We start from the raw sequence: 26631 nt of genomic DNA, 5'->3' as shown, positions 1-26631 counted from the left end.
TAGAAATCCCCAGGCGCTTGGGCGGGGATATATTTAAAACGGTCCTGGCGCGTTTGAGTTGCATGGCCAAGCTAAACTAGTTCCGGTCAGAGCCTCTTCCTTCCGCGCGCCGATCGTCTTCTATGCTGCGCGCGTGATTTCCCGCAGCGCGGCGCCGATCGCCGCCAAGGCGGAGTCGACCGAGCCGCCCTCGGGGCCGCCGGCTTGGGCCATGTCTCTTCTTCCGCCGCCGCCCTTGCCGCCGAGCTTCGCGGCGGCCGCGCGCGCCAATTGGACGGCGTCGAAGCGAGCGGTCAAATCGGCGGTGACCCCGACGACGACGCCAGCCTTGCCGTCGGGTCCCACTCCAGCGATTGCGACAATCCCCGAGCCGACGGTCTGCTTGGCTTCGTCGGCGAGCGATTTCAAATCCTTCATCTCGACCCCGGAAACGGCGCGTCTGAAGAATTTGATCCCGTCGATGTCTTCGATGGGCGGCGCAGTTCCTTCGCCGCCGCCCATCGCCAGCTTTTTGCGGGCCTCGGCCAGTTCGCGGTCGAGCTTGCGGCGATCGTCGATAAGGCTCGCCAAGCGCACGACGGACTCGTCTTCCGGCGTTTTCAACAGCGCCGAGATCTCGTGCAGACGTCGGGCCTGCGTATTGAGATGGCGGCGCGCCTCGGCGGCGGTCTTCGCTTCGATGCGGCGTACGCCGGCGGCGACCGCCCCTTCGGACAAAATTGTGACGAGGCCGATGTCGCCGGTGCGAGTGACATGGGTGCCGCCGCAAAGCTCCGTCGAAAAGGCGCGTTCAGAAGCGTCGAGGCCCGCTTCGTCCAAATGGGCGTAGCCCATCGAGACCACTCGGACTTCGTCGCCGTATTTCTCGCCGAACAGCGCGCGGGCGCCGGCGCCGATCGCCTCCTCGACCCCCATGAGGCGGGTGAGCACCGGCGCATTGTCCAATATGGCGCGATTGGCGATGTCCTCGATGCGCGCAAGTTCTTCCGCGCTGATCGGCTTCGGATGCGCGAAGTCGAACCGCAGGCGATCCGGAGCCACCAGAGATCCTTTTTGCGCTACATGGTCCCCGAGGACGAGCCGCAGCGCTTCGTGAAGGATATGAGTCGCGGAATGATTCGCCCGCACGGCCGCACGGCGCTCATGATCGACGAAGAGTTCGACGGCTAAACCCCGTTCGAGAACGCCTTCTTCTACGACGCCCTCGTGAACAAAGAGGTCGCCCGCCTTTTTTTGCGTGTTTGCGATGCGAAAGCGCGCGCCGCTCGCGAGCGCAATGCCGGTATCTCCGACCTGGCCGCCGGATTCGCCGTAAAACGGCGTTTGGTTGAGAATGACCGAGCCGGCTTCGCCGGCGCGCAGGCTCGAGACCTCCTTGCCGTCCTTGAGAAGGGCGGCGACGATCCCTTCCGCGCGCTCTGTATCGTAACCAAGGAAATCGGTCGCGCCGATCTTCTCCTTGAGGGCGAACCAGATGGCTTCGGTCGCCGCTTCGCCTGATCCGGCCCAGGCCTTGCGCGCCTCGGCGCGCTGGCGCTCCATCTCCTGGCTATAGACTTCGGTGTTGACCGTGTTCGACGTCGCTCTCAGCGCGTCCTGCGTGAGATCGAGCGGAAAGCCATAAGTGTCGTAGAGCTTGAAGGCGATCTTGCCGTCGAGCTCGTCCCCGGGCTTGAGCGACGCCCGCGCCTCGTCGAGGATTTCGAGCCCTTTCTTGAGGGTGATGCGAAAGCGCGTCTCTTCGAGACGAAGCGTTTCGACGATGAGCGCCTTGGCGCGCAAAAGCTCAGGATAGGCTTGCCCCATCTCGCGCGAAAGGGCCGGAACGAGCCGCCACATCAGCGGCTCCTGGGCGCCGAGCAATTGGGCGTGACGCATGGCGCGGCGCATGATTCGGCGCAGCACATAGCCGCGGCCTTCGTTCGAGGGCAGGACGCCGTCCGCCACCAGAAAAGCCGAGGCGCGCAAATGGTCGGCGATGACGCGGTGGCTCGCCATATGCGGTCCATCGGGGTCGACGCCCGTTGCGGCGGCGACGGCGAGGATCAAGCTCCGCATCAAATCGATGTCGTAATTCGACGAGACGCCTTGCAGGAGGGCCGCTATGCGCTCGAGCCCCATGCCGGTGTCGATTGACGGCCGCGGCAGAGGCAGCCGCTCGTCGGGCGCGACCTGCTCGAATTGCATGAAGACGAGATTCCAGAATTCGAGATAGCGGTCGCCGTCCTCATCGATGCTGCCGGGTGGGCCGCCGAAAAGCTTATCGCCTTGATCGTAGAAAATCTCGGAGCATGGACCGCAGGGGCCGGAGTCGCCCATCGACCAGAAATTGTCCGAGCTCGCGATGCGAATGATCTTAGAGTCCGGAAAGCCGGCGATCTTTCGCCATAAATCATAGGCCTCGTCGTCGTCATGATAGACGGTGACGAGAAGCCGGTCCTTCGGCAGGTCGAATACCCGCGTGATCAAGGTCCAGGCGAATTCGATCGCCTGCGCCTTGAAATAATCGCCGAATGAGAAATTGCCGAGCATCTCGAAGAATGTGTGATGGCGCGCGGTATAGCCGACATTGTCGAGGTCATTGTGCTTGCCGCCGGCGCGCACGCATTTTTGCGCGCTCGCGGCCCGCGTATATGGGCGCTTCTCGACGCCGGTGAATAGATTTTTGAATTGCACCATCCCCGCGTTGGTGAACATGAGCGTCGGGTCGTTGCGCGGCACGAGTGGGGAAGACGGCGCAATCTCGTGCCCGTTCTTTTTGAAAAAGTCGAGAAAGGCCGATCTGATCTCGTTGACGCCATTCATTTCTTTTAGACCTGCCTGCTCTTCTTGGCTCGACCCAGTTCCAAGCCGGCGCGATTGCGCCGGCCGGACCGGGATCAGGGGGCTCCGACCGGAAAGCTTTCGTTACTTTAGAGCATTTCCGAAGCGCCGGAAAATAGGCCTCTTGCGAGGCGCCGGAAAGCGCTTTCATCAGAGCATTGGCGAAACGCTCAAGGACCGCCGAGCCAGCGCCGAAACGATCGAGCCGCTTTCCGAAGCTTCACGCGTCGTCGTCGGCCTCGGCCTGGCCGAGAATGCGATCGGCGATCAGGCCGGAGTTTTCCCGGATCGCCTGTTCGATCCGATCCGCCACTTGCGGATTCGCCTTCAAGAAATTCTTGGCGTTCTCCCGGCCTTGGCCCAGCCTTTGGCTGTCATAGGAAAACCACGCGCCGGACTTCTCGACCACGCCCGCTTTCACGCCGAGATCCACAAGCTCGCCCATTTTCGAGACGCCTTCGCCATACATGATGTCGAACTCGACTTGCTTAAAGGGCGGCGCGACCTTGTTCTTCACGACCTTGACTCGGGTTTGGTTGCCGACGACCTCCTCATGGTCCTTGATCGAGCCGATGCGGCGAATGTCGAGCCTGACCGAGGCGTAGAATTTCAGCGCGTTGCCGCCCGTGGTCGTTTCCGGGCTGCCGTACATGACGCCGATCTTCATCCGGATTTGATTGATGAAGATGACCATGGTTTGGGATCGCGAGATCGAGGCGGTGAGCTTGCGCAGCGCCTGGCTCATGAGCCGCGCCTGAAGTCCCGGCTGGGCGTCGCCCATTTCGCCTTCGATCTCGGCGCGGGGCGTCAAGGCGGCGACTGAGTCGATGACGAGCACGTCGACGGCGCCGGAGCGCACCAGCGTGTCGGTAATCTCCAGGGCCTGTTCGCCCGTGTCCGGCTGCGAGATCAAGAGATCGTCGAGATGGACGCCGAGTTTCCTGGCGTAAATTGGATCAAGGGCGTGCTCAGCGTCGATGAAGGCGCAAACTCCGCCCTTTTTCTGGGCCTCGGCGATGACATGCAGGGTCAGCGTGGTTTTACCGGAGGATTCCGGGCCATAGATCTCGACCACCCGTCCTCGCGGCAGGCCGCCGACCCCCAGCGCGATGTCCAGCCCGAGAGAGCCGGTCGGCACGGTTTCGATCTCGATGGCCTTTTGATTCTTGCCGAGCCGCATGATCGAGCCCTTGCCGAATGAGCGCTCGATTTGCGAAAGGGCGGCGTCGAGCGCCTTGGTCTTGTCCACGGACGATCCTTCCACGAGGCGGAGATTGGCTTGGCTCACTGTAGTCATTCCTTCTGGCACGGGCTGGGCGCGGAGCGCAACGAAAGCTGCGATAGACTTAAAAGTACTCTGTTTGTTCTCACCCGCAAGCTCTTTTTGTTCTCATTTAGGGTTAATTGTAGGCTCTGGAAAACACCCTGGCGCACGCTTTGATTGAGACGGGCCGCGCCATGGCGAGATCGGTGATTCGCCGTCGATGCGCGAGGGTCTCGCGCTGTGGCGTGGTTGCTCCTGCGCGCCCTCCGACCCTCCGGCGATGAGCGGACGCAAACGAAAAAGCCCGGCGCAGCGGCCGGGCTCTTCAGTCTTCGGAGTTGTCAAACAGGTGCGCGGAGGCCGCCCTCAATATTTGGCGACGACCGGCGCCGGCGTCGAGCCGAACTTGTAGCTGAACCCGACCTGCACCCGGTTTTCGGTGAAATGGGTGTGCACGCCCTCCCACGAGCCGCTCGGATTATAGGCTGAATTGATCAGGTAATTGTCGAAATGGCCGAAGTCGGCATAGCGATATTCCGCGCGCACCGACCAATTGTCGGTGACGGCGTAATCGATGCCGCCGCCGACGGTCCAACCGGCGCGGGTTCTCGAAATGCTGTCGAACCCGTAGTAATCCGAATAGGTCGTCTTGACGCTGGCGAAAGCGGCGCCGCCCGTTGCGTAGAGCAGGGCGCGATCCCAGGCGAAGCCAGCGCGCAGCCGGATCGATCCCTGGATCGGGGAGGTTGTATGGACCGTCGCGCCGAAGCCTGGCGTGACGAACGCGGCGTCGATCGGCGGCGTGAAGAAGGTCGCCGCATTGACCGTCTTGCTGACGCTCGTTCCGTCAACGTCGCCCTCGAGGCCCAGCAGCCATTGACCGATCTGCAGATTGTAGCCGAGATGGACGCCGCCGATCACGCCTTGCGGATTAGAGTTGGACGGCGCATCCAGAAAGAATGCTCCCGAGGTGATGGTAGGAGCGGCATAGCCAATGGTGGAGCTGTTCAGATCGCCCCAGGCGTAGCCGATCTGGCCGCCGATATAGAGGCCGGACCAGCTGTAGGGCGCGGCGACAAAAACCGGCGCTGGCGCCGGGACGCGGGAGGGAAGGTCGGCCGCGACGGCCGATCCGGCGAGCGCGACGGCGCCAACCGTGGCCATAAGGAATTGACGTAACATCAGCGCTCTCCTTTTGAGGAAGTTGAAGCTGAGGCAAATTACCTTGATTTCGCGGCTCAACAACCGCCTAACCCACGAAATGCGCCTCGATCGGGCGTATTGCTGGCGAGTGTGGCTGGAATGCAACGTAAATGCGGAGCGCCTGCAATGTTGCGACGCAATAGGGCGAGGCGATTAGGAAATGATCCTGGCGCTCCACCCTTTGCCGAAGCTTGTCGGGGCGCCTGCAATACTTGTGGTCGGCGTAAGATCTAATGATCTTTTTTTCTTCTACGGAACTGGATCCTGTCTCCGCAACCCTGCAGAGTTCAGGCGCGCGGCGACGCCTCGAAACATCGAGCGACGGACAAATCACGTTTCGATGTAGGATCCGCTCTCGCATCTGAGAATGCGGCCAGGTATTTTGGACTGACTCTAACCCGCTAGCGCTTGGTCAAGATCGGCGATGATGTCGTTTGTATCTTCGATCCCGATCGAAAGCCGCACCAAGTCAGGCGGCTCGTCCGATTCGCCGTCATAGCTCGGCCGGCGCTCAGCGCTCGAGGCCGGATGCAAAGCCCGCGAGCGCGCATCCCCGAAATTTGAAAGAGCGGAAAATAGCTTCAACCTGGAGACGACCGCGGCGGCGGCGGGGTAGCCTCCGGTCAAGCCCAGCGTCAGCGCGGCGCCGGCGCCATTCGGGCAATATTTCTGCGCGAGCGCATTCGAGCGGTCGCCCGAAAGCCCCGGATAGCTCACCCATCGCACAGCCGGATGGCGGGCCAGATGCTCGGCGATCGTGCGCGCGTTCTCGCAGTGGCGCTGCATGCGCAGGGCCAAGGTCTCGACCCCGGCTAGAATCAGCAAGGCGTCGAGAGGCGCGAGTTCACAGCCGAAATGGCCAAGGCCGAGCGCGCGGGCCGCGACTGCGAAGCTGAAATTCCCAAATGTATTGGCGAGGATTGTTCCGTCGAATTCGGGCCGCGGCGCGCTCAGCATGGGGTAGCGCTCGTCCTGGAGCCAGTTGAAGCCGCCGCCGTCGATGATCAGCCCGCCGCGCTGGTCGCCGCGCCCGCTCAGAAGCGCGGCGGCCGAATGGACGACAATATCCGCGCCATGCTCGAAGGGCCGAACCAGATAAGGCGTGGCGGCCGTGTTGTCGACGATCAGGGGAATGCCGACCGATTTCGCGACCGACCCGATGGCCTCCAGATCGACGATCGCGCCGCCGGGACCCCACGTCGATTCGACGAAAATCGCCTTGGTGCGCGGACCGATCGCGGCCGTGAAGGTCGAGAGATCCATCGGATCCGCCCATTTGATCCGCATGCCGAAATCGCCGAAGCCGTGAGCGAGTTGATCCATCGCGCCGCCACGAGCCGCGCGCGCGGCGATAATGTCCTCGCCCGGCTTCATGAGAAGATGAAAGGTGGCGAGCAAGGCCCCGCGTCCCGAGGCGAAGGCCACCGCCGCGACGCCTTCCTCGAGCGCGGCGATTCGCTCCTCGAGGAGGGCCACGGCGCGGCTCTCGGCTTGCATCTGCACGCCGCATAAGCGGCTCGGTCTCAACGAGGGCGACGCGTTCGCGTCGCTATCGAAAACCATCGACCAAATGTCGCTATGAGCCGGCGCGCCTCCGCAGAGCGAATGGTCCCGCTCGGCGCCGGCATGAAGCGCTTTGGTCGCGAAGCGCGGCGCGGCGTCGTCCGTCATGTGGCGTTGATCCTTTCGAGCCGTTCGGGATGCGGCTTCTTCTCGGGACTTCTGCGTATTCAGGGACTTCACGGCATGGAGCGAAGGCTTCGCTCGTTAGGATCGCGATGCGAGCGCGAGCCGTTCATATTCGATTTTGGGACAGCGGTTCATGACGACCTCGACGCCGCGCGCTTGCGCCCGTCGGGCGGCCGCGTCGTTTCGGACGCCGAGCTGCATCCAGATCGCTCGCGGCGATGGAGAGAGGGCGAGCGCTTCATCGACGACTTGCCCGGCCGCCTCGGAATTTCGGAAAATATCAATCATATCGACGGGTTCCGAAATGTCGGCGAGGCGGCCGACGAAGGGCGCGCCCTGCACGAGCTTGCCGTCGAGTCCGGGGTTGACGCCGATCACGTGACAGCCGCGGGAGAGCAGAAACGCGAAAACGCCGAAGGACGGACGCATCGGATTGTCGGATGCGCCGACGACGGCAATCGTCTTTACGCTGGCGAGGAGATCGCGCAGGAAGGCGTCGGAATAGGTCAAGACGCTGGGTTCGTCGCTCATCGGGTCGTCGCCTTGGGGCGATCTTCGAGCAAGTCTAAACGTGATTCCTGGATAAGGCCAGAGGACGCAGGGCGCCGATGCGGCGGCGGAAAAGGAGCCTCGCGGCGTTTTCACGGAAATATGGTACTATCATACCGTATTTTGTAAACTATTGGTTCTCAACGAGCAAAGTGGCTTGACGCCTTCGATTGCTGCAAATATACGCTGGCTAGACAAAGATCGACGCCGATGCGGCTCCTCCGCCGCGGGCGCTCGATCGGCATGGAGCCGTTTTATGTTTGGCAAGACCTATTCCGCGAAGGCCGCGGATATCGCGAAGAAATGGGTGGTGATCGACGCCAGCGGGCTGGTCGTCGGCCGTCTCGCGTCGCTGATCGCCCTGCGGCTTCGCGGCAAGCACAAGCCGACCTTCACCCCGCATATGGACGATGGCGACAATGTCGTCGTCATCAATGCCGAGAAGGTTGTGCTGACCGGACGCAAGCGGGACCAGAAAGTCTACCATTACCACACCGGCTATCCGGGCGGCATCAAGGAACGCTCCGCCAAATTCATTCTCGAGGGGCGCTTTCCCGAGCGCGTCGTCGAGAAGGCGGTCGAACGCATGCTTCCGCGCGGCCCCCTCGGCCGCCAGCAGCTCGGCAATCTGCGCGTCTATAAGGGCTCAGAGCATCCGCATGCGGCGCAGCAGCCGGCGACGCTCGATGTCGCGAGCCTGAACCGCAAGAATGTGAGGCTTGGTTGAACATGGTCGAGACATTATCCTCCCTTCAGGACCTCAAGGCCGCGGCGACTCCGGCTCAGGAAGCGCCTTTCTACGTCCAGAAGCTGGACCCGCAGGGCCGCGCCTACGCCACCGGCAAGCGCAAGGACGCCGTCGCCCGGGTCTGGATCAAGCCTGGATCGGGCAAGGTCACCGTGAACGGCCGGGCGCTCGAGGTCTATTTCGCGCGTCCCGTGTTGCGGATGATCCTGCAACAGCCTCTCGGCGTCGCCAAGCGCGTCGATCAATATGATATGACCGTCAGCGTCGCGGGCGGCGGCCTGTCGGGCCAGGCGGGCGCGGTCCGCCATGGCCTCGCCAAGGCGCTGGTCAATTTCGAGCCGGAGCTCAGGGGCGCCCTCAAGAAAGAGGGCTTCCTGACCCGCGATTCGCGCGTCGTCGAGCGCAAGAAATACGGCAAGAAAAAAGCCCGCCGGAGCTTCCAATTCTCGAAACGCTAATCGGCGTATTCGCGAAGATGCGGGAAGGGAGGCGGCCTTGGGCCGCCTTTTTCTTGCGCGTCATCTCATCGTCGCCGCGGCGATCAAAAGTCGCGGGTCTCGCAATCTAAGCCTGGCTTTGCGGAAACGCCGCCTCGCCTCGCACCATCATCGAGCTTCAGCCGAGAGGCCGATAAGCCATGCCCGCGAAAATTTTCATTGACGGCGAAGCCGGAACGACAGGCCTCGGGATCGCGGCTCGCCTTGCAGGCGAGCCCGGCGTCGAGCGCGTGAGCCTCGCGCCGGAGCTGCGCAAGGATCCCGAGGCCAAGAAGGCTCTTCTTGCCGGCGTCGACGTCGTCGTTCTCTGCTTGCCGGACGACGCCGCCCGCGAGACCGTCGCCCTCGTCGATTCCCTCGGCGACCAAGGGCCGCGCATCCTCGACGCCTCGACCGCCCATCGGGTCGCCGAAGGTTGGACCTATGGCTTCCCGGAACTCGCGAAAGGGCAATCCGATGCGATCCGGACGGCGAGGCGCGTTTCCAATCCGGGTTGCTATGCGACCGGCGCGATCGCTCTCTTGCGGCCTTTGGTCGACGCCGGCCTGATCTCGCCCGATTTTTCGATCGCGATCCATGCCGTCTCTGGATATTCCGGCGGCGGCAAGGCGATGATCGCGGATTACGAGAGCGGCCATGCGCCGGCCTTCGAGGCCTATGCGCTCGGGCTCGAACATAAGCATGTGCCTGAGATTCAGCGCTATGCGCGTCTTGATCGCCGCCCTGTCTTTACCCCGTCGGTCGGGAATTTCGCGCAAGGCATGCTGGTCTGCGCGCCGCTCTTTCTCGACGAACTGCCCGGCTGGCCAAAGGCCGCCGATCTCAAAGCCGCGATCGCTGCGCATTATGCGGCGCGCCAATATGTCCGGCTGGTCGAGGCCGAGCCATCCGGTCGGATCGAGCCTGAGGCCCTGAATGGAACCAATGATTTGGAGCTTCGGGTCTTCGCCAATGAAGCCTACCGGCAGGTTGTTCTCGTCGCGAAGCTCGACAATTTGGGCAAGGGCGCGTCGGGCGCGGCACTCCAAAATCTGAAGTTGATGCTCGAAGGCGGGGCCGAAGATAAATAAAACGAATTGGCGCGGGGCCTCACGACAGACTTCTGGCTAGAAATATTGCGATTTGGCTCGCCCCGCCGAAAGGCGGGAGAGTTTTATTTCGTCGGATGCGGATGCGGCAATCCGTGCGACGTTTCAGTGAACAAATGGGTTGCGAAATTTTCTCCGATGTGGAATTCGACGCCGCAAGCTCACTTTGCGTCAAGCCAAGGGGCCGCTTGGCTTGGCTGCGCCGCTGAAAGCTCCAAAGACCGCGCAATCAGGTCAGGCTTCTTTCTCAGTCACCACGAGATCAAAGCATAGGAGGTTGCGCCATGGTACAAGTCAGCTCGTGCGGAGCGAAGATTTCCGCTCTACGCATCGAGCCGCGCGCGCGGTTCGCCGGGCTGCTGTCTAGCCGCCAGATTGGCGCGGCTGCGGCGGCTTTAATGATGTTCGGCGGATTGGGTTTGGCGAATGGCGCCTATGCGCAATCGACGAGTGCGGCTTCGCCCGACGCCTGCGTCGCCAAATGCACTCAGGACCACGAGAAGTGCATCAACGATCAAAGCTCCCCGGAGCTCTGCGCCTATGAGTTGAAGGGCTGCAAGGTCGAGTGCGAGAAGAAAAAGTAAGAAAAAGTAAGCATATGCCGTCCGATCAGACCGGTTCGATCCGATCGGACGGCGCGCTCAGCGATGGGCGGCCCAAATCGGGCTGCCTTTGGCGCTAAAGCAAGCAATAATTCGCCGATTGACGCCATTGGCCAAGCCTCGCCACATGGGGCCGCATTTTGTCGGACGTCGGCGATCACGGTCCCAACGACCCGAACCGAGCGTCAATAGCGCACGAGCACATATTCGCCGGGAGCGTCGCAGATGGGCGCGAGCGCGCCTTCCCCTGGCTGGCGAGCCGGAACTTTCTCAGGCGATTGCTGCGTCACCCAAGCGATCCAATCGAGCCACCAGCTCCCCTTATATTCTGTCGCGTTCTCGAGCCAATTCTCGAACTCGCCGGTCGGCGGCGCGCCGAGCCAATAGGGATATTTCGGCTTGCTCACCGGATTGATGACGCCGGCGATATGGCCGGACCCGGCGAGTACGAAGCGAACCTCGCCGCCGAAGAGTTTCGCGCCGATGAAGACGGATTTGGCCGGCGCGATATGATCTTCCCGCGTCGCCAGATGATAGATCGGCGCCGAGACCTTGCCGAGGTCGAGGGTCTTGCCGCCGAATTGGGCTTGTCCTTTGGCGAGACGGTTCTCGAGATAGCAATCGCGCAGATAGGCGAGATGATTGGCCGCTGTCATTCGCGTAGAGTCGGAATTCCACGCCAAAAGATCGAAGGCGAGCGGGGCCTTGCCCTTCATATAATTATTGATGACGAAGGACCAGATGAGGTCGTCGGGCCGCAGCATGTTGAAGGCGTTGGCCATGCCCGCCGCGTCGAGATAGCCGGTCGTCGCCATTTTTTCTTCCAGGGCGCGGAGCTGATCCTCATCGACGAAGACCTTGAGGTCGCCGGCCTGGCTGAAATCCGTCTGGGTCGTGAAAAATGAGGCGCTCTCGATCCGCTCGTCGCCCATCTCGGCCATATAGGCGAGCGTCATGGCGAGCAGGGTGCCGCCGATGCAATAGCCGATGGCGGTGACGTTTTTCTCGCCGGTCGCTTTCTCGATCGCGTCGAGCGCGGCGAATATGCCCTCCCGCATATAGTCTTCAAAGCCCTTGTCGCGGTGGCGCGAGTCCGGATTGACCCAGGAGATCACGAAAACGGTCAGGCCTTGCGACACGGCGAAGCGAATAAAGCTCTTCTCCGGCGTCAGGTCGAGAATATAGAATTTATTGATCCAGGGCGGGATGATCAGGAGAGGCCGCTTGTAGACGGATTCCGTCGTCGGCGCATATTGGATGAGCTCGATAATGTCGTTGCGGTAGACGACCTTGCCCGGCGTGGTCGCCAAATTCGCGCCGACCTCGAATTTGGAGGCGTCGTAGCGACGGATCTTCAGCGTGCCCTTGCCGGCCTCGATGTCCTCGGCGAGATAGGCCGCGCCGCGAACGAGGTTGTCGCCGCTCGTGGCCCAGGTCTCCTTGAGAAGCTCCGGATTGGTGGCGAGGAAATTCGACGGCGCGAGCGCGCTCGAAAGCTGCCGCAAATAGAATTTGGCCTTCTGCCGGACCTGCGGATCGAGCTCGTCGGAGCGATCGACGAGATCATTGGCCCAGCGCGACACCATGGTGTGGGCTTGCCGCAAGAAGTCGAACAGCGGGCTTTCCCGCCATTCCGGGGCGATGAATCGTTTGTCCGCCGGGTCGATCGGGACGATCGGATTTTCGGTTTCTCCGGACATGCGGCGCATCGTATGCGCCCAGAGCGCGATAAAATTGGCGGCTAGCGCCGATTGCGCCTCGACGGCGCGCGCCGGATCGCTGTACCAATGTTCCGCGACGCGGCCGAGCGAGCGAACGGCGTCGCCGAGCTCGGCTGAGAGATCTATTTTGACCTCGCCCGGATCGGCGGGCCTCAGCATGGAGGCCAAGGCCCTGCCGCCTTGTTCGACGAGCCGCGCCACATTGTAGGTCAGACGCTGATAATCCACCTTTGGCGGGGCTTCTGCTCCGTACGGCGGCGCTGCTGTCGCGACGGGCGCCGGCCCCCGCGTCTCGTTGGCTTCCGCGCGCGCCTGCGCCTTCTTGTCCGCCGCCTTGGCTCGAGACTGCTTCTTTTTATTGACGCCGCCAGCGGTTCGGCTCCGCTCCCGCCGCTCCTCGCTCGTTTCGCCGGGCCGCAGGTTCTTTTTTTTTGTCATTGCGTCTTCCATCGTCGGCGGGTGAGAAACGAACACCTCGCCCCTGCGGCGGCGCAGGGGGAACTCTTGGGAAGATGTTTGTTAACCGCATGATATATAGCCTATTCTCACAGTGTAAAAGGTCCCGGTCTCAAAGGGGCGCATGGTCCCCGTTCCGTCACAAAGCACGGATAATCTGAAGGTGGAGGGTCCCGCGACGGCGCTCGAACGGACGACAGGCAAATGAAACGAAATCGGATTTGGCGCCTCCGGCGCGCGGCGTTCGTCCTGGCGACGTTTGGCGGCGCGCTTTTGGCTGGGCCTCTCCACGCAGAGGACAAGAAGGCGACCGGTTCGCCCTTCGACACGATTGCGAAGACGAAAATCTTTGCGGACAGGCCTGAAGCCAAGGAATTTGTCCGCGCGTCGCGGCCTCCGAGCGAAGCGCTGGGCTATCTGCCGACGGCTAGAACCGATCCGGAGCGCCCGGCGCCCAGAACCGAGGCGGAGCTTAAGGCGCTGGAAGCAGAGCTTGAAAGGGGCGCGGCCCATAATCAAGCGAGCGCGGGCCGGCGCAGCGCGGCGAAAGCGGCGCCTTCCGCTCATGCGCAAGGGACCAAGGCCGATAAGACGCTGGCCGATTGAAGGCGCGGTCCACGAGCGCGCCCGGCCGCCCGGCCTGAGGCCGAAATTTGGCATCGCCCTTGCGTCTTGCGACGGCGTCGGCTAGCTCGGCGGCGAGCTGCGTCCACACGGCCGCAGCGCATCCGTCTTGCAAGCTGAACCGAACTCCTCGCCGCGCGGAGCCGCTCGGGCCGCCTGGTTTGGAACTCGAGCGAGGCCCCCGCCAGCAAGTCCCGCTCGTGCGGAACGATCGTCCCATTCAGTGAAAAATATAAGGAATCGCAATGCGAGTTCTGGTGATTGGCGACGGCGCGCGTGAGCACGCCTTGTGCTGGAAGCTGATCGAATCTCCTCTGGTCGATGAGCTTTATTGCGCGCCGGGCAGCGATGGCGTCGCCGTGGTCGCGGAATGCGTGCCGATCTCGGTTTCCGCGCTGCAGACCTTTCTCAGCTATTGCGATGAGAACGACATCGAATTCGTCGTCGTCGACGCTCTCCCAGCCATTGAGAGCGGCCTTGTCGATATGCTGAATCGCAACGGCTATCCGGCTTTCGGTCCCGACATGGGCGGCATCAAGCTGGAAATTTCGAATGTCTTTGCGAGGGAATTCTGCCGCCGCCAGAATATCCCGACGCCGCAATTCGCTTGTTTCGCGGATGTGGATGAGGCCCTGCGCTATCTAGATAAGGTCGGCGCGCCGGTCGTGGTGCGATCCGACCGCGCGGTCGACGGGCCCGACGCAGCCGCCTGCCACACGAAGGAGGAGGCCGAAGCGGCGATCCGAGCGCGCCTGTCCGGCTCCGATGGAGGCCAGATTATTGTCGAGGAACTCCTGTCTGGGGAGGAAATCGGCTATTCGGTGATCACCGACGGCAATATCGCTTTGCCGTTGACCTCGACGACGCCGCGTTGGGACGGCGCGGAGACGCCCTCGCGTCGCGGATGCCTTTCGCCGGCGCCCGCGGTGACGCCCGAAATCGAGCGTGAGATCGTCGCGCGTATTTTTAGTCCGGCTATCGAAGGCATGAAGGCGGAGCGGCGTATGTGCAAGGGCCTGCTCTCCGCCCGGATCATGTTGACGGCCGAGGGGCCGAAGGTTCTGGATTACAAGGTCAGGTTGTCCGACCCTGAGTTTCAGACGATCGTTTTGCGGATGGACGGCGATCTCATGCCCGCTCTGATCTCGTCTTACGACGAGATGTTGGTGCGCTTCGATCCGTTCCGCTGGCGCGACGAATCCGCTGCGGCGGTTATCGTCACGACCGATGGGACGCTCGATTCTGAAAGAGTCGCGGCTGCTGTCGACGCGGCGGAAATCGCCGATGGCGACATCGTCGTGTTTCAATCCTATCAGGATCGCGACCTCGGGGTGACGGCGGGCGGCAAGGATCTCGAAGATATGCGCAAGCGCCTGACCGCGGCCGCCGAGACTGTCGAGCGGGTTTTGCGAGCGCAGTGATTACTGCTTCAATGTGACGATGCCGCGCGTGGCCCCGGTTTCGGGCCAGCTATCCCTCTTCGCCCAAAGGCATGTCGGCTTAAACCACAATCGCCGCGATTGAGCGGGGCAAAACCTTCAAATCCACGCGCCGTGTTCTTCCGACGCCTCATGCGGGCCAAAGCCCGCATGAGTTCAGCCCGAAGCGCTATTCGTCGAAATCGGGGATCATCTTGTTCAGCGTCCGCATGATGCTCTGCGCGCCTTTGGTCATCGCCTCGTAGCAGCCGTTCGATTCTTCGCTGGTGTCGAAGCCGTCATGATCGAAGCGGACATGCGTGCCGCCGTCGGCGTTGGGAGCGATCGTCCAGGTCGCCATTGTGTCGATGTAGCGCCCGAAGGCCTTCAGCTCCGGATGCCCGCCTTTCCAGGCGAAAGAGATTTTCTGGTTTTCCTCGACCTCGAGGACCTGGCATTGGAATTCGCCGTCCCAGCGTTCGATCGGTCGGCTGCGCAAAGTGAACTTATGGCCGAACTCGGGAACGAGATCGTTCTTCATGAACCAAAGCGCGATACATTCGGAATCGGTGAGCGCCCGCCAAACTTTTTCGACCGGATAGGGCATGTCCGCTTCCACGACAACGGAGCGTTTTTCTGCTGTTTCCGTCACGCGTCCATCTCCTTAAAAATCGTCATTGCAACGCCCGATCCGGGCGCTGAACCGCGACGCGAATTGGCGGCCGGCGAGAGGGGAGTCTCGAGCCCGACAAAGACGGGCGCGCCGGGTTTCTGAGCGCAATTCAGGCAGGAATTGTGCCATCCAAGTCGAGCGGCGGAGGTCGTCCGCAGGTTCACAGCTGGGCGGCGATGCGCGCGAAGACTGCGTCATGCGCGTTCGCATCGCCGTCGTGCGACAAGGCGAGCAGAGGGCAGGAGACGAAATGGGCGAGGGTCGTCATTGTTGCGTCAAGTGGGACGGATGAGCGCTCCGTCTCGCTGACGACGACGGCGCGCAGCTCGAGTCCGCGATGAAGCAGGGCGTCGATCCCACACAAAATATGGTTGATGGCGCCGAGATAGGTTCCGCCGACGAAAATCAGCGGAAGCCCGAGCCCCGCCATCAGGTCGAGCGCCGTATTGCGATCGTCGAGGGGAACCATGACGCCGCCGACGCCTTCGATTAGCAGGACGCCGTCGCACGCCGCGCTCGCCGCGCGGCAGCACGCGAGCAGCTCTTCAAAATCGATCGCGCGGGCCTCGGCGCGCGCGGCCATGTCGGGCGAAAGCGGCGCGCGAAAGCGCCAGGGCGAGATCCGCGCGATCTCGGCGTCGTTGGCCTCGAGGCCGAGGGCTTCGAGGAGGATCGCGGGATCGCTTCGGGCGGGCGCGGCCGGGTCGAAGCCGCTGACGATGGGCTTCAACGCGTCGACCACGCGGCCTTGCCGGCGAAGATGGCGGATGAGGCCGGCGGTCACGAAGGTTTTGCCGACATCCGTGCCCGCGCCGGTGACGAAATAGGCCGGCATCTCATGAGGCCGATCGACGGAGCGTTCGCCCGTCTTGGGCCAAACCAGCGGGAAGGAGCGGACGCACGGTCTCAGCGAGCCGCGCGATCTCTTCGTCTGGATGGCCGGCGGTGAATGCGAAACGCAGGCGCGCGGTCCCCGCCGGAACGGTCGGCGGGCGGATCGCCGCGACGAGGAAGCCCGCCTCCGCCAATGTGCGCGAAGCGTCGAGCGCCTGTTCCGGCTCACCCAGGAGTACCGGAACGATCGGGCTCTGCGCCTCGGGCAGGCCGAGGTTCGCGGTAAAGAGGCGCGCCTTTTTGAGTGGCTTTCCGGTTAGTTCAGGCTCGGACTCGATCACGTCGAGCGCCGCGATCGCCGCCGCGGCCATGGCCGGCGGCAGGCCGGTCGAGTAGATGAGGGTGCGCGCCCTTGTCTTGATCAGGTCGATTGCCGGCTGCGACGCGCATAAATAGCCGCCATAACCGCCGATCGCCTTGGATAATGTGCCCATTTGCAAGGGGATGTCCGCCTTTTCGCCGGCGGCGAAAGCCGAGCCGCGCCCATCGCCGAGGACGCCGAGCCCATGCGCGTCGTCGCTCATCAGCCATGTGTCGTAAGCGCCGCAAAGGACGGAGAGCGCCGGCAGGGGCGCGAGATCGCCATCCATAGAGAACACGCCGTCGGTGACGAGAAGCGCGTGACGAAAATGGCCGCGCTCGCGCGCGAGCAACTCCTCGGCGTGGACGAGATCATTGTGCCGAAAGAGCAAGATCTTCGCCGATGACAATTGCGCGCCGGCCCAAAGGCAGGCATGGGCCAGTTCATCGATCAAGATCAGGTCCCGCGCGCCAGCGAGCGTCGGGATGATGCCGGCATTGGCGAGATAGCCGGAGCCGAATACGCAAGCCGCCTCCGCGCCCTTGAGCCTTGCGAGCCTTTGCTCCAGCTCCGCGAGCAGGGGATGATTGCCGGTCACGAGGCGCGACGCGCCCGCCCCCGCGCCATAAAGCTCGATCGCGCGGCAGGCGGCCGCCTTCACGGCCGGATGATGGGTGAGATTGAGATAGTCGTTGCAGGAGAAGGACAAGAGCCTGCGGCCTGCGCGGGTGACGTAAAGGCCGTCTTCCCGATAGCTCTCGACCAAGGTCCGGCGCAAATGCGCCGCCTCGAGTTCGGCAAGCTTTTGGGCGGAGAAATCATCGAGCGATCGCATCGGCCGGTCCTATGCTTCCCTGCTTGAATTTCGCCCACGAGAAATTAGTCGCGGGCCGCACCAGGTTTGACCCTCAAGGGAGAGCCGCCTATGGTGGCGCTTCCTTCACGATGTCGGAGTGTATGGACATGCACCCATCGTCGAGCGACATGTTTGTCCAAGTCGTGCCTTTTACACTTATCAGCATCATTTATGCTGTGATTGTTTTCATCGTGGCGCGAAAGCGTAGGATCAACCCTTGGGGTTGGACGATCGGGACCTTGATCCCGTTCATTGGTTTGTTCATATCGGCGATCTTCTTCCTCCTGACATTCCTTTCCATTCTTGATCGGTTGAACGCGCTCGAAGCGAATTCCGCGCGCCCGCCGAGTCAATAGGCTGAATGCCGGGCGCATAGATGTTCGGTCACGAGCCTTGCCGAGAGGATCGGGGTTCGGAAAGGCGGCCGGGGGCCGAGCCTTTCCAGCAGTTATGTTGACTTGGCGCTTGTGGGTCTCCAAAACGCCGCTATGAGCAGCGATCCGCCGGATTGGTTCACGCGCGGCCTCCCCCATATCTGGCGGCCTTACGCCCAGATGAAAACCGAGGCGCCGCCGCTTCCTGTCGTGAGAACCCATGGCTCGCGCATCATTCTCGCCGATGGGCGGGAGCTCATCGACGGGATCGCAAGCTGGTGGACCGCCTGCCATGGCTATAACCATCCGCATATTCGCGCGGCCGTCGCGAGGCAGCTCGACGAGATGCCGCATGTCATGTTCGGCGGCCTCGCCCATGAGCCGGCCCTGACCCTGGCGCGGCGGCTCGCGGCGCTTCTGCCCGAAGGCCTCGATCGGGTCTTCTTCTCCGACAGCGGCTCGGTCGCCGTCGAGGTCGCTATGAAAATGGCGGTCCAGTTCTGGCTCAATCGGGGCGTTAGCGGCCGGAGTAAATTCGTCGCCTTCAAGGGCGCTTATCATGGCGACACATTCGCGACCATGGCGGTCTGCGATCCCGAGGAGGGGATGCACAGCCTCTTCGCCGACGTGCTGCAAAAGCAAATCGTCGCGGAGCTGCCGGTCGACGCCGGGCGAGGGGAGGCGCTCGATTCGTTGCTCGATCGCCATTCGGCAGAACTCGCCGGAATCATCGTCGAGCCGCTCGTCCAGGGCGCGGGCGGCATGCTGTTTCACGACGCCGAAACGCTGCGCGCGCTGCGCGTCGCCGCCGATCGGCATGGTCTGCTTCTGATTTTCGATGAGATCTTCACTGGCTTCGGGCGCGCTGGGACCCTCTTCGCCTGCGAGGCGGCTGGCGTCGCGCCGGACATAATCACGCTTTCGAAGGCGCTAACCGGCGGGACCATGGCCCTCGCCGCGACAATCGCCACGAGCCGGGTGTTCGAGGGCTTTCTATCGGACGATCCGCAGCGCGCCTTGATGCATGGTCCGACCTTCATGGCCAATGCGCTCGCTTGCGCCGCAGCCAACGCCTCGCTCGACCTGTTCGAGTCCGAGCCGCGCCTGGAGCAGGTCGCAAGAATTTCGACGGCGCTCGCCCGCGATCTCGCGCCCGCGCGGGAAACTCCGGGCGTGCGCGACATTCGCGTCAAGGGCGCGATCGGGGTCGTCGAGCTTGATCGAATAGAGGATCTGAGGGATTTGAAGCGCCACTTCGTCGAGGCCGGCGTTTGGGTGCGGCCCTTCCGCAATATCGTCTATTTGACGCCGGCCTTCACCATCGACGAGGCGGATTTGAAACGCCTCACCGATGCGATCGTCTCTGTCTTGTGGGCGTTTTCGCGCGAGGCGCGATAGGGCGGGTCAGTCCTCGGCGCAGACCAGGCGGGTTTCGGTGCGGGTCACGCCATAGCCTTCGTCGAGCGCGAATTCGCGGTTCACGCAATTCTTGCCGGCGGCGCTCGCGGCCTCGGCCGTCTTCGTTTCGGCGCTGGAGGCTTCGGGCGTGCCCGAATAGGCCGAGAAAATCACTGCAAAGCTTATCGCCAAACCCAGAATCGACGCTGTTCTGTTCATATCCGCTCCCTACCAAAAGCCGCGCCCTAAAGGGCTCGAACTCCGCCGCGATAATGCTCAGCTATTCTCGAAGTTCCATCCGTGCGTCGCTACACGTCGCGGCGGCTTCAATGGGTCTCCATGTAGCCGGGCGCCCGAAGGCGAACTAGTGCGGCAAGGCCACAGCGGGCGTTTCCCGCGGCGGCGGGAACCCGGTCGAACGGCGGCGGATTTGTGGCTCGGGGAGTTTTTTCGCCAGCGGCGGTGTACGAACGAAAAGCGAACTTGCGCTGTGGCGGCGCCTCGGTTAGGCCATGCGTCATGGGAAAGAACGTTCAGCCTCCCGCGCCGCCCGCGACCGGCGGCGCCGAACCCGTCAATCTGCGCGACGCGCTGGAGGAGCGCTATCTCGCCTATGCGCTCTCGACCATCATGGGGCGGGCCTTGCCCGACGCCCGCGACGGGTTGAAGCCGGTGCATCGGCGCATCCTCTACGGCATGCAGATCCTAAGGCTCGATCCGGGAACCGCCTTCAAGAAATGCGCGAAAATCGTCGGCGACGTGATGGGCTCTTTCCATCCCCATGGCGATCAGGCGATCTATGACGCGCTCGTGCGGCTCGCGCAGGATTTCTCCTCGCGCTATCCGCTCGTCGACGGGCAAGGCAATTTCGGCAATATCGACGGCGACAGCGCCGCGGCCTATCGCTACACCGAGGCGCGCATGACCGATGTCGCGCGCCTCTTGCTTGAAGGCATAGACGAGGACGCGATCGATTTTCGCGAGAATTATTCGGGCGATCAGCAAGAGCCGGTGGTCCTTCCCGCCGCTCTGCCCAATCTTCTCGCCAATGGCGCGCAGGGCATCGCGGTCGGCATGGCGACCTCGATCCCGCCGCATAATCTCGCCGAGCTTTGCGACGCCGCGCTCTATCTGATCGCGCATGCCGACGCGTCCGTGGAGCAATTGCTGAATTTCGCGCCGGGGCCGGATTTTCCGACCGGCGGGATTATCGTCGAATCGAAAGAGTCGATCGTCGAGACCTATCGGACCGGGCGCGGCTCGTTCCGCCTGCGCGCGCGCTGGTCGAAGGAGGAAGGCGCGCGCGGCGCGTGGGTCGTGGTCGTCACCGAAATTCCCTACATGGTGCAGAAGTCTCGGCTGATCGAGAAGATCGCCGAGCTTTTGAACGACAAGAAACTGCCGCTCGTCGCCGACATTCGCGACGAATCGGCGGAGGACGTGCGCGTGGTGATTGAGCCGCGCTCCCGCACGATCGATCCGGCCCTTCTGATGGAGCAGCTCTTTAAGCTCAGCGAGCTCGAAACAAGATTTCCGATGAACATGAACGTGCTCGTCGACGGGGTCGTGCCCCGCGTCGTGTCGTTCAAGGAGGCCTTGCAACAATGGCTCGACCACCGCCGCGAGGTTCTTCTGCGGCGCTCGCGGCACCGGCAGGCGGAGATCGAGCGCCGGCTCGAAATGGTCGCCGGAATGCTCATCGTCTTCCTCAATCTCGATGCGGTGATCAAAATCATCCGCGAGGAGGACGAGCCAAAGGAAGCGCTGAAAGACGCCTTCGCGCTCTCGGATCTGCAGGCCAATTACATTCTCGACACACGCTTGCGCAGCCTGCGCCGGCTCGAGGAGATGCAGCTTCGCCGCGAGCATGACGATCTCGAGAAGGAGAAGCGCGAGATCGAGCGCCTGCTTGGCGACGAAGCGAAGCAGTGGAAGACGATCGCGTCGCAGATTCGCGAGCTGAAGAAGAAATATGGTCCCGAGACCAAGATCGGGAAGCGCCGCACCAGCTTTGGCGACGCGCCCGACATCGCCTCCGCCGAATTCGCCGAAGCCATGGTCGAGCGCGAGCCGGTCACGGTCGTCGTTTCGGAAAAAGGCTGGATCCGCGCGCTCAAGGGCCATGTGGCGGATCTGTCGAACCTTCAGTTCAAAGGCGACGACCAGCTCTTCGTCTCATTCTTCGCCGAGACGACGTCGAAAATTCTCGTGCTCGCGAGCGACGGGAAAGTCTTCACGCTCGACGCTGGCAAGCTGCCGGGCGGGCGCGGCCAGGGTGAGCCGATCCGGCTGATGGCCGATCTCGGCGAGGGCGAGGCCATCACGGCGGTCTTCCCCTATGCGCCGGGCGCGAAAATGCTGGTTGCGGCGAGCGACGGGCGCGGCTTCGTTGTCGCGCAGGACGAGATGGTCGGCGGCACGCGCAAGGGCAAGCTCGTCCTCAATATCGATGCGCCGGCCAAAGCGTCTCTCATAGTCTCGGCCGAGGGCGACCATGTCGCCGTCATTGGCGAGAACCGCAAGCTGCTCGTCCTTCCGCTGGAGCAGGTCCCGGAAATGGCGCGCGGCAAGGGCGTCCGCCTGCAGAAATACAAGGATGGCGGCATGGCCGACGCCAAGGTGTTCGCCCTCGCTCAGGGCTTGACTTGGAAGGACCCGGCGGGGCGGACCTTCACGGTCGCCGCGAATGAGCTTAACGATTGGATCGGCAATCGCGCCGAGGCCGGACGCCTGCCGCCGAGGGGATTTCCGAAGAATAATCGGTTCGGTTGACGCGAGGTTGGCGCGTTACCGGTCATGCCTATTGCAGCTTTTCGATCGGTAATTGTGCGCGCCGCCGGGCATCGTGAAGGCGGCTTCGAAAATTTACTCCGCCCGCTCCCAGCCGTTCATGCCGAGTCGCTCCTGCGGGAGGAAGCGCGACTTATAGGCCATTTTCTGCGACCCCTCGACCCAATAGCCGAGATAGACATGCGGCAGCCCGAGGCGGCGGGCGCGCTCGATATGATCGAGGATCATGTAAGTGCCGAGGGAGCGCTGGGGTTGGTCCGGCGCGTAGAAGGAATAGACCATCGAGAGCCCGTCGGCGAGGAGGTCGGTGAGGCAGGCGGCGATCAGCGGCTGGCCGGCTCGGGCGCGCGAGCCGCCGGACAGAGGGCGATATTCGATCAGCCTTGTCTCGACATGGCTGTCCTCGATCATCATGGAATAGTCGAGCACAGTCATGTCGGCCATGCCGCCCTCGCCGTGTCTGGCGTCGAGATAGCGGCGAAAAAGCGAATATTGCTCCGAAGTCGGCTCCGCGCGGCCTACGGTCCCGGCGAGGTCGCGGTTTTGCTCGATCACCCGGCGGAAATTGCGCGAGGGGCGGAATTCATCGACCTTGACCCGAACCGAGACGCAGGCGCGGCAATTCTCGCAGGCCGGGCGATAGGCGATCGTTTGGGAGCGGCGGAAGCCGGAGAGCGTGAGCTGATCGTTCAGGGCCACGGCGCGGCCGCCGATCAAATGGGTGAAGACCTTGCGCTCCTGCCGATCCGGGAGATAGGGGCAGACGGAGGGCGCCGTCAGATAGAACTGCGGCGCGTCGCGCGGTTCTCGCGTCAAGCTGGTGCGTCCCTATGTGCAAATTTCGGCGGCATTGGACGCAGGCTAGCGCGTTCCGCACGCGCTGCAAAGCACGATGACCGCCGGATTTACGAATATGGCCGCCGCGTGACGATCACGCCGGCGAGCATGTCATGCAGGCATCTTTTGCCTTCGGCGAATAGCGAGACGAGAAAAATCGGCATGAACATGGTGCTGACGTAAAACAGCACAGCATGCGCCGCCGCGTTCAGGAAGGGCGTCCTTTGGCCGTCGACGAGGCGCATTTCTAGGTCCATCGCCTGCATGCCGAGCGTCGCCATCCGCTGGCCGGAGATGGTTAGGCCGTTATAGAAAAAGGCGACCAGCGGAAAAAGCGGCGGCAGAAGCAGCGTCGTGAGGCCAAAGGTCAAGACCGCGAGGCCGAGCCAAAGCGCCAAGGATAGGAACGAGACGAGGATGAGATCCAGGAAAAGCGCGAGAACGCGTCGCGTGCGCACGCCGGCGAGAGCCTCCGGCGGCAGATAGGCCGGCAAAAACATTGGCGGCGCGGGCCGTCTGTCGTAGCTGCTCCAATCGCTCATGCGTCACCCCAGATCCCAAATCTCTTTCATTCAAATCCAGACGGGATAGAGCCGGTTCCCAACCGCGTCCGATCGGCGCGGCGTATATGGTTGCACGTCCGCGGCGGCGCAAGATGCGTTGTCTTTCCGCATGGAGCGGCTCGCTCAAGCTTGTCGATAGCGGCGATGGCAGCGCCGGCCGAGATGAACCAGGGCCTCCGCGCCGCGCATCCCCGCCTGCGCCGCGAAATCGTCGATCGTGATCGTCTTGCCGATTAACTCGACCGTCTCGCCGCGTTCGAGATAGCCGGCGTCGCTCACGTCGAGCGCCGCATGATCCATGGCGATCGGGCCGACGAAGGCGCAACGGCGTCCTTGCGCGAGCGCGACGCCGCCGGACCGCGCTTTATTGTCGGTCATGGCGATTGGAAGCCCGTCGGCGAAGCCAGCGGCGACGAGGGCGATTCGGCGCGGCCCTTTCGCCTTCCAGGCCAAATCCTCGCCGATGCGCATTCCCGGCTCCAGGATGCGCATCTGGATGATTTTCGCCTCGAGCGTGACGACGGGCCGCATGGGGTTCGGCCGTCCGGGCGTCGGGTTGCCGCCGTAAAGCGCATAACCCGGCCGAACGAGATCATAGAGTGGGATGGCGTCGAGGAAAATCGCGGAGGAATTCGCAAGCGAGGCGCGCCGCCCCGGAAATCGCGCGCGCATCGCGTCGAAGGCGTCGATCTGGGCCTCCGCCGGATCTTCCCCGTCGCGCCGGGCGATCTCGCCAAGGAGGAGAGTCACGTCGAACAGAGGCGCGAGATGGTCGGCGCGGTCGAGATCATAGGCGCTGAGGCCCAGTTGGCGCCGGCCGGCGTCGAGGCGCAAGGCCGCCTTGAGGCTCGAGCCGTCGGGCCAGCGCCGGCCGGAAGTGGCGCAAAACTGGCCAAAATCCTCCATTTCCGGAACGGAGCCGAGGACAGGACGAAGCGCGTGATCCGCATAGGCGGCGGCGGCGCCTGGCCGAAGCCCGTCGAGCACGTAAATATCGGCGTCCGGCGCAAGCGCGCGCAGGGTTCGGCCTTCGAACACATGGGCGACGAAGAAGGTCCGGCAGCCGGCATCATGCAGCGCCTTGGCGACGGGCTCGAGGCCGAGCCCATAGGCGTCGGCTTTCACCGCCGCGCCGCATTCCGCCTCGCCGCACACGGTTTGGAGCGTGCGCCAATTGGCGACGAGAGCGGAAAGGTCGACGGTCAGGACGCAGCCTGCCTCGAGCGGGGAAATCTCAACAGACGGCATTGTCGGGCGGGCCGATCAAAATAGGGCGAGCACGCCGGTATAGCCGTAGATGCGGTCTCCGGCGATCTCACCATTGGCGTAGAAGCCGACGAGCGGAACCTCGCCGAGAGCGGACCGGATCAGATCGACTTCCTCATCGGCGGAGTCGAACAGATTGGGGCCGCGCGCGCAGCACGATACATAAAGCGCGCCACGAGCCGCAGGCTTTCGCTTGCGGAGCCTATGCGCCATCGCTGAGAGATCCTTCGCGGCGGCTGTCCGGTCGCGCCGGCAGAAGAATAGTTTTTGCCCGGGCTCGACGTGTTCGGCGATTCCGATGCGGCCGCTTTCGGCGTCGATCCCGAGAATATTGCGCACGACATAGTCGCCGGTGTCGGAATTTGAGGCGGGCAGGCCGACATGCAGCGACAAAAGCAGCTTGCGGGCGTCGGTCTCTTGTGAATGGGAGAGGTCCTCGAGCAGGGCGTGCAGCGGCGTTTCCCCGTCGAGCTTGGCGATCAAACCGTTCTCCACGGATTCGATCGTGCGCACAGGCCCGAGCGCGCTGCATCCTTGCGAGACGCCGACCGCCGCCTCGATGCCGGGGCCGAGCAAGAGACCCGAGAGCCCGCCTTCGGCCACGCCGCCGGCGACCCGGTCGAAAGAGCGCGTGCGCGAGGCCGTCACGCCGCCGAGAAGATAGGCGCCGCTGCTCTCGGCGAGCCGGAGCAGGGAGTCCTCGTACGGCTGTCGGGGATCGACATGGACGATTGCGGTCGCCAGGCCGCCGGCGAAGCCTTGCGCATCCTCTCGGTCGAACAGCTTGAATTGATCTTCCGGCCATGTCGCGATCATCGCCGCGACGGCGGGTCGATCGAAAACGGCCTTTTCGCCGCCGATGACGCCGAAGCCGATCGTCCCGACCCAGCGGGCGACGCCGGTTCGCTGCGCAAGAGTCGCAATGACGGGCGCCAACCCGCCCTCCAGCCGGTCGGTTGCGTAAACAAAACCGATCGAACCGCCCTCGCCCTGAGCGGCGAGATCCTCGGCAAGGCGAGCGGCGGCCCGGGCAGGATCGTCGTCAACGGCGAGCGCGGCGCGAAAGCGATCGGTTGCCATGTGCGGAGCGCTTTCCATCGGGCCTTCGGAAGGCGAGGGCGTCAGCGCGGTCTTACGCGGACGCCGCGCGAAGCCTATCGCGCGCATCCGTTGCATGCAAGAAATGCCGCCGGCTTGTCGTGAGGCTCCGCGAGCGCGCTGAACGGCGCGCTCGACCTCACGCGATTTCGCTCCTTATTTGCGTCTCACCGCTTCAGGAACGACTCGAGCGCCTGATCCAGGCCCTTATAGGAAAATTGCACCTGCATCGGCTTGCCCGTCGCATCCTCGAAGGTGAGCTGGCCGGACGCCGGCGGCGAGCGAAACGCCTGGAGTTGCGCGGCGGAAAGCTCCGCCTCGCCAATGCAGGCGGCAGGCACGCAGGACTTATAGGCGAGATCGACGCCGGACTTGCCGGGCTCGAGGTCGATGCGGACGCCCTTATGGAAAGAGACGTTCACCGGCACCAGCGCAATGATTCGGAGGGGCTTGTCCTTCGCCTGCCGCGCGAAGGCGATTTTCGCGATCGGCGAGGGCTGGCCTCGCACGGTAAGGGTCGCGTCGACTTCGCAAATTTTCTCGCCGGTGCCGCTCGGATGGGAGCCGCACACCACCGCCCAATCGCCGAACGTGTCGGTCGTCGTGTCGGGAGCGCCCGGCTGGGCCTTTGGCGCTTCCGTGGGCTTCGGCTCGGCCGGGCGCGTTTGCGCCTGCACGGCTGCATTGGAAATAAGCGAAAAACCGATGGCCGCCATGAATATTTGTCGCATGTGCCCACGTTCTAAATTTAGCCTCGTCGCTTGCTAGCTATCTATGTGTAAAGCTTTTGGTCAAGGGCGTTCGCGTCTTGCGCACCGCTTTTGCGCGGGCGGCGCAACCATTGGATGCGCAGGAAGGATCTGCGCGTCGCGCTAACAGCCGAGACTTGGGAAAACTCC

Annotated in this window: 23 protein-coding genes; 8 read left to right on the top strand and 15 right to left on the bottom strand. The window is 63.2% G+C overall.

Annotation, left to right across the window (positions count from 1 at the left end):
- Positions 1-120: 120 nt before the first annotated feature.
- From alaS to METAC_RS0110080, 5 genes are all read right to left on the bottom strand, one after another.
- Entirely contained in the window at positions 121-2805 is a 2685-nt protein-coding gene (gene alaS / locus METAC_RS0110100; RefSeq protein ID WP_026606934.1) for an alanine--tRNA ligase, read from the bottom strand.
- Positions 2806-3043: 238 nt separating this feature from the next.
- Complete coding sequence (recA, locus tag METAC_RS0110095) at positions 3044-4111, bottom strand: recombinase RecA (RefSeq protein WP_036256298.1); 1068 nt, start codon at positions 4109-4111, stop codon at positions 3044-3046.
- Positions 4112-4453: 342 nt separating this feature from the next.
- The gene (locus tag METAC_RS0110090; RefSeq protein ID WP_026606932.1) at positions 4454-5269 is read right to left on the bottom strand and encodes an outer membrane protein; all 816 of its coding nucleotides are present in this window, start codon (positions 5267-5269) and stop codon (positions 4454-4456) included.
- A gap of 414 nt (positions 5270-5683) precedes the next feature.
- Entirely contained in the window at positions 5684-6961 is a 1278-nt protein-coding gene (locus METAC_RS0110085) for a PLP-dependent transferase (RefSeq protein ID WP_026606931.1), read from the bottom strand.
- 96 nt (positions 6962-7057) lie between these two features.
- Positions 7058-7510, bottom strand: coding sequence for a CoA-binding protein (locus tag METAC_RS0110080; RefSeq protein ID WP_026606930.1), 453 nt, complete (start codon positions 7508-7510; stop codon positions 7058-7060).
- A gap of 274 nt (positions 7511-7784) precedes the next feature.
- Between METAC_RS0110080 and rplM the strand changes: the two genes are divergently transcribed.
- From rplM to METAC_RS0110055, 4 genes are all read left to right on the top strand, one after another.
- Positions 7785-8255 carry a 50S ribosomal protein L13 gene (gene rplM / locus METAC_RS0110075; RefSeq protein ID WP_026606929.1) on the top strand — a complete coding sequence of 157 codons (471 nt, stop codon included), beginning with the start codon at positions 7785-7787 and terminating at the stop codon, positions 8253-8255.
- A gap of 2 nt (positions 8256-8257) precedes the next feature.
- Positions 8258-8734 (top strand): 30S ribosomal protein S9, encoded by a 477-nt coding sequence (gene rpsI, locus METAC_RS0110070; RefSeq protein WP_036255451.1) that lies wholly within the window; start codon positions 8258-8260, stop codon positions 8732-8734.
- 179 nt (positions 8735-8913) lie between these two features.
- The gene (gene argC / locus METAC_RS0110060; protein ID WP_026606927.1) at positions 8914-9843 is read left to right on the top strand and encodes an N-acetyl-gamma-glutamyl-phosphate reductase; all 930 of its coding nucleotides are present in this window, start codon (positions 8914-8916) and stop codon (positions 9841-9843) included.
- A gap of 302 nt (positions 9844-10145) precedes the next feature.
- A complete protein-coding gene (locus METAC_RS0110055) occupies positions 10146-10445 on the top strand; it encodes a hypothetical protein (RefSeq protein ID WP_026606926.1) in 300 nt (99 codons plus the stop codon).
- 203 nt (positions 10446-10648) lie between these two features.
- Here the strand turns inward: METAC_RS0110055 and METAC_RS0110050 are convergent, their stop codons facing one another.
- Positions 10649-12622 (bottom strand): PHA/PHB synthase family protein, encoded by a 1974-nt coding sequence (locus METAC_RS0110050; protein ID WP_084143962.1) that lies wholly within the window; start codon positions 12620-12622, stop codon positions 10649-10651.
- Positions 12623-12844: 222 nt separating this feature from the next.
- Here METAC_RS0110050 and METAC_RS0110045 point away from each other — a divergent pair, with 222 nt between their 5' ends.
- Together METAC_RS0110045 and METAC_RS0110040 are read left to right on the top strand one after the other, a co-directional pair.
- Complete coding sequence (locus tag METAC_RS0110045) at positions 12845-13246, top strand: hypothetical protein (RefSeq protein ID WP_026606924.1); 402 nt, start codon at positions 12845-12847, stop codon at positions 13244-13246.
- Positions 13247-13509: 263 nt separating this feature from the next.
- Entirely contained in the window at positions 13510-14685 is a 1176-nt protein-coding gene (locus METAC_RS0110040) for a phosphoribosylamine--glycine ligase (protein ID WP_026606923.1), read from the top strand.
- Between the two features lie 187 nt (positions 14686-14872).
- On the opposite strand, the gene METAC_RS0110035 is transcribed toward METAC_RS0110040, so the two are convergent.
- From METAC_RS0110035 to bioF, 3 genes are all read right to left on the bottom strand, one after another.
- Positions 14873-15334: an SRPBCC family protein gene (locus METAC_RS0110035; protein WP_026606922.1), complete on the bottom strand. Its 462-nt coding sequence runs from the start codon at positions 15332-15334 to the stop codon at positions 14873-14875.
- A gap of 181 nt (positions 15335-15515) precedes the next feature.
- Positions 15516-16190, bottom strand: a complete 675-nt coding sequence (gene bioD / locus METAC_RS0110025; protein WP_026606920.1) for a dethiobiotin synthase — start codon at positions 16188-16190, stop codon at positions 15516-15518.
- Between the two features lies 1 nt (position 16191).
- Complete coding sequence (gene bioF / locus METAC_RS23155; protein WP_051335503.1) at positions 16192-17385, bottom strand: 8-amino-7-oxononanoate synthase; 1194 nt, start codon at positions 17383-17385, stop codon at positions 16192-16194.
- Positions 17386-17894: 509 nt separating this feature from the next.
- Between bioF and METAC_RS0110010 the strand changes: the two genes are divergently transcribed.
- Positions 17895-19178 (top strand): adenosylmethionine--8-amino-7-oxononanoate transaminase, encoded by a 1284-nt coding sequence (locus METAC_RS0110010; protein WP_026606918.1) that lies wholly within the window; start codon positions 17895-17897, stop codon positions 19176-19178.
- Between the two features lie 6 nt (positions 19179-19184).
- Here the strand turns inward: METAC_RS0110010 and METAC_RS0110005 are convergent, their stop codons facing one another.
- Positions 19185-19397: a hypothetical protein gene (locus METAC_RS0110005; RefSeq protein ID WP_026606917.1), complete on the bottom strand. Its 213-nt coding sequence runs from the start codon at positions 19395-19397 to the stop codon at positions 19185-19187.
- Between the two features lie 300 nt (positions 19398-19697).
- On the opposite strand from METAC_RS0110005, the gene parC reads away from it, so the two are divergent.
- Positions 19698-21950, top strand: a complete 2253-nt coding sequence (parC, locus tag METAC_RS0110000; protein WP_026606916.1) for a DNA topoisomerase IV subunit A — start codon at positions 19698-19700, stop codon at positions 21948-21950.
- Between the two features lie 93 nt (positions 21951-22043).
- Here parC and METAC_RS0109995 read toward each other — a convergent pair whose 3' ends face one another.
- The 5 genes from METAC_RS0109995 to METAC_RS0109975 form a co-directional block, all read right to left on the bottom strand.
- Positions 22044-22784, bottom strand: a complete 741-nt coding sequence (locus tag METAC_RS0109995) for an arginyltransferase (protein ID WP_026606915.1) — start codon at positions 22782-22784, stop codon at positions 22044-22046.
- An 89-nt stretch (positions 22785-22873) separates the two neighbouring features.
- A complete protein-coding gene (locus METAC_RS0109990) occupies positions 22874-23347 on the bottom strand; it encodes an RDD family protein (RefSeq protein ID WP_026606914.1) in 474 nt (157 codons plus the stop codon).
- Between the two features lie 144 nt (positions 23348-23491).
- Entirely contained in the window at positions 23492-24616 is a 1125-nt protein-coding gene (locus METAC_RS0109985; RefSeq protein WP_026606913.1) for an alanine racemase, read from the bottom strand.
- 15 nt (positions 24617-24631) lie between these two features.
- The gene (locus METAC_RS0109980) at positions 24632-25714 is read right to left on the bottom strand and encodes an FIST signal transduction protein (RefSeq protein ID WP_026606912.1); all 1083 of its coding nucleotides are present in this window, start codon (positions 25712-25714) and stop codon (positions 24632-24634) included.
- Positions 25715-25899: 185 nt separating this feature from the next.
- Positions 25900-26463, bottom strand: a complete 564-nt coding sequence (locus METAC_RS0109975) for an invasion associated locus B family protein (protein WP_026606911.1) — start codon at positions 26461-26463, stop codon at positions 25900-25902.
- Positions 26464-26631 lie beyond the last annotated feature (168 nt).

The organism is Methylocapsa acidiphila B2 (assembly GCF_000427445.1).
Taxonomy (GTDB): Bacteria; Pseudomonadota; Alphaproteobacteria; order Rhizobiales; family Beijerinckiaceae; genus Methylocapsa; species Methylocapsa acidiphila.
This window is presented reverse-complemented; position numbering and strand designations above follow the sequence as displayed.

Excerpts from the sequence above, each read along its gene's own strand:
- alaS (WP_026606934.1), bottom strand. The coding sequence starts at position 2,805 with ATGAATGGCGTCAACGAGATCAGATCGGCCTTTCTCGACTTTTTCAAA.
- METAC_RS0110090 (WP_026606932.1), bottom strand. The coding sequence starts at position 5,269 with ATGTTACGTCAATTCCTTATGGCCACGGTTGGCGCCGTCGCGCTCGCC.
- METAC_RS0110085 (WP_026606931.1), bottom strand. The coding sequence starts at position 6,961 with ATGACGGACGACGCCGCGCCGCGCTTCGCGACCAAAGCGCTTCATGCC.
- METAC_RS0110080 (WP_026606930.1), bottom strand. The coding sequence starts at position 7,510 with ATGAGCGACGAACCCAGCGTCTTGACCTATTCCGACGCCTTCCTGCGC.
- rplM (WP_026606929.1), top strand. The coding sequence starts at position 7,785 with ATGTTTGGCAAGACCTATTCCGCGAAGGCCGCGGATATCGCGAAGAAA.
- rpsI (WP_036255451.1), top strand. The coding sequence starts at position 8,258 with ATGGTCGAGACATTATCCTCCCTTCAGGACCTCAAGGCCGCGGCGACT.
- argC (WP_026606927.1), top strand. The coding sequence starts at position 8,914 with ATGCCCGCGAAAATTTTCATTGACGGCGAAGCCGGAACGACAGGCCTC.
- METAC_RS0110055 (WP_026606926.1), top strand. The coding sequence starts at position 10,146 with ATGGTACAAGTCAGCTCGTGCGGAGCGAAGATTTCCGCTCTACGCATC.
- METAC_RS0110050 (WP_084143962.1), bottom strand. The coding sequence starts at position 12,622 with ATGACAAAAAAAAAGAACCTGCGGCCCGGCGAAACGAGCGAGGAGCGG.
- METAC_RS0110045 (WP_026606924.1), top strand. The coding sequence starts at position 12,845 with ATGAAACGAAATCGGATTTGGCGCCTCCGGCGCGCGGCGTTCGTCCTG.
- METAC_RS0110040 (WP_026606923.1), top strand. The coding sequence starts at position 13,510 with ATGCGAGTTCTGGTGATTGGCGACGGCGCGCGTGAGCACGCCTTGTGC.
- bioD (WP_026606920.1), bottom strand. The coding sequence starts at position 16,190 with ATGCCGGCCTATTTCGTCACCGGCGCGGGCACGGATGTCGGCAAAACC.
- bioF (WP_051335503.1), bottom strand. The coding sequence starts at position 17,385 with ATGCGATCGCTCGATGATTTCTCCGCCCAAAAGCTTGCCGAACTCGAG.
- METAC_RS0110010 (WP_026606918.1), top strand. The coding sequence starts at position 17,895 with ATGAGCAGCGATCCGCCGGATTGGTTCACGCGCGGCCTCCCCCATATC.
- METAC_RS0110005 (WP_026606917.1), bottom strand. The coding sequence starts at position 19,397 with ATGAACAGAACAGCGTCGATTCTGGGTTTGGCGATAAGCTTTGCAGTG.
- parC (WP_026606916.1), top strand. The coding sequence starts at position 19,698 with ATGGGAAAGAACGTTCAGCCTCCCGCGCCGCCCGCGACCGGCGGCGCC.
- METAC_RS0109990 (WP_026606914.1), bottom strand. The coding sequence starts at position 23,347 with ATGAGCGATTGGAGCAGCTACGACAGACGGCCCGCGCCGCCAATGTTT.
- METAC_RS0109985 (WP_026606913.1), bottom strand. The coding sequence starts at position 24,616 with ATGCCGTCTGTTGAGATTTCCCCGCTCGAGGCAGGCTGCGTCCTGACC.
- METAC_RS0109980 (WP_026606912.1), bottom strand. The coding sequence starts at position 25,714 with ATGGCAACCGATCGCTTTCGCGCCGCGCTCGCCGTTGACGACGATCCT.
- METAC_RS0109975 (WP_026606911.1), bottom strand. The coding sequence starts at position 26,463 with ATGCGACAAATATTCATGGCGGCCATCGGTTTTTCGCTTATTTCCAAT.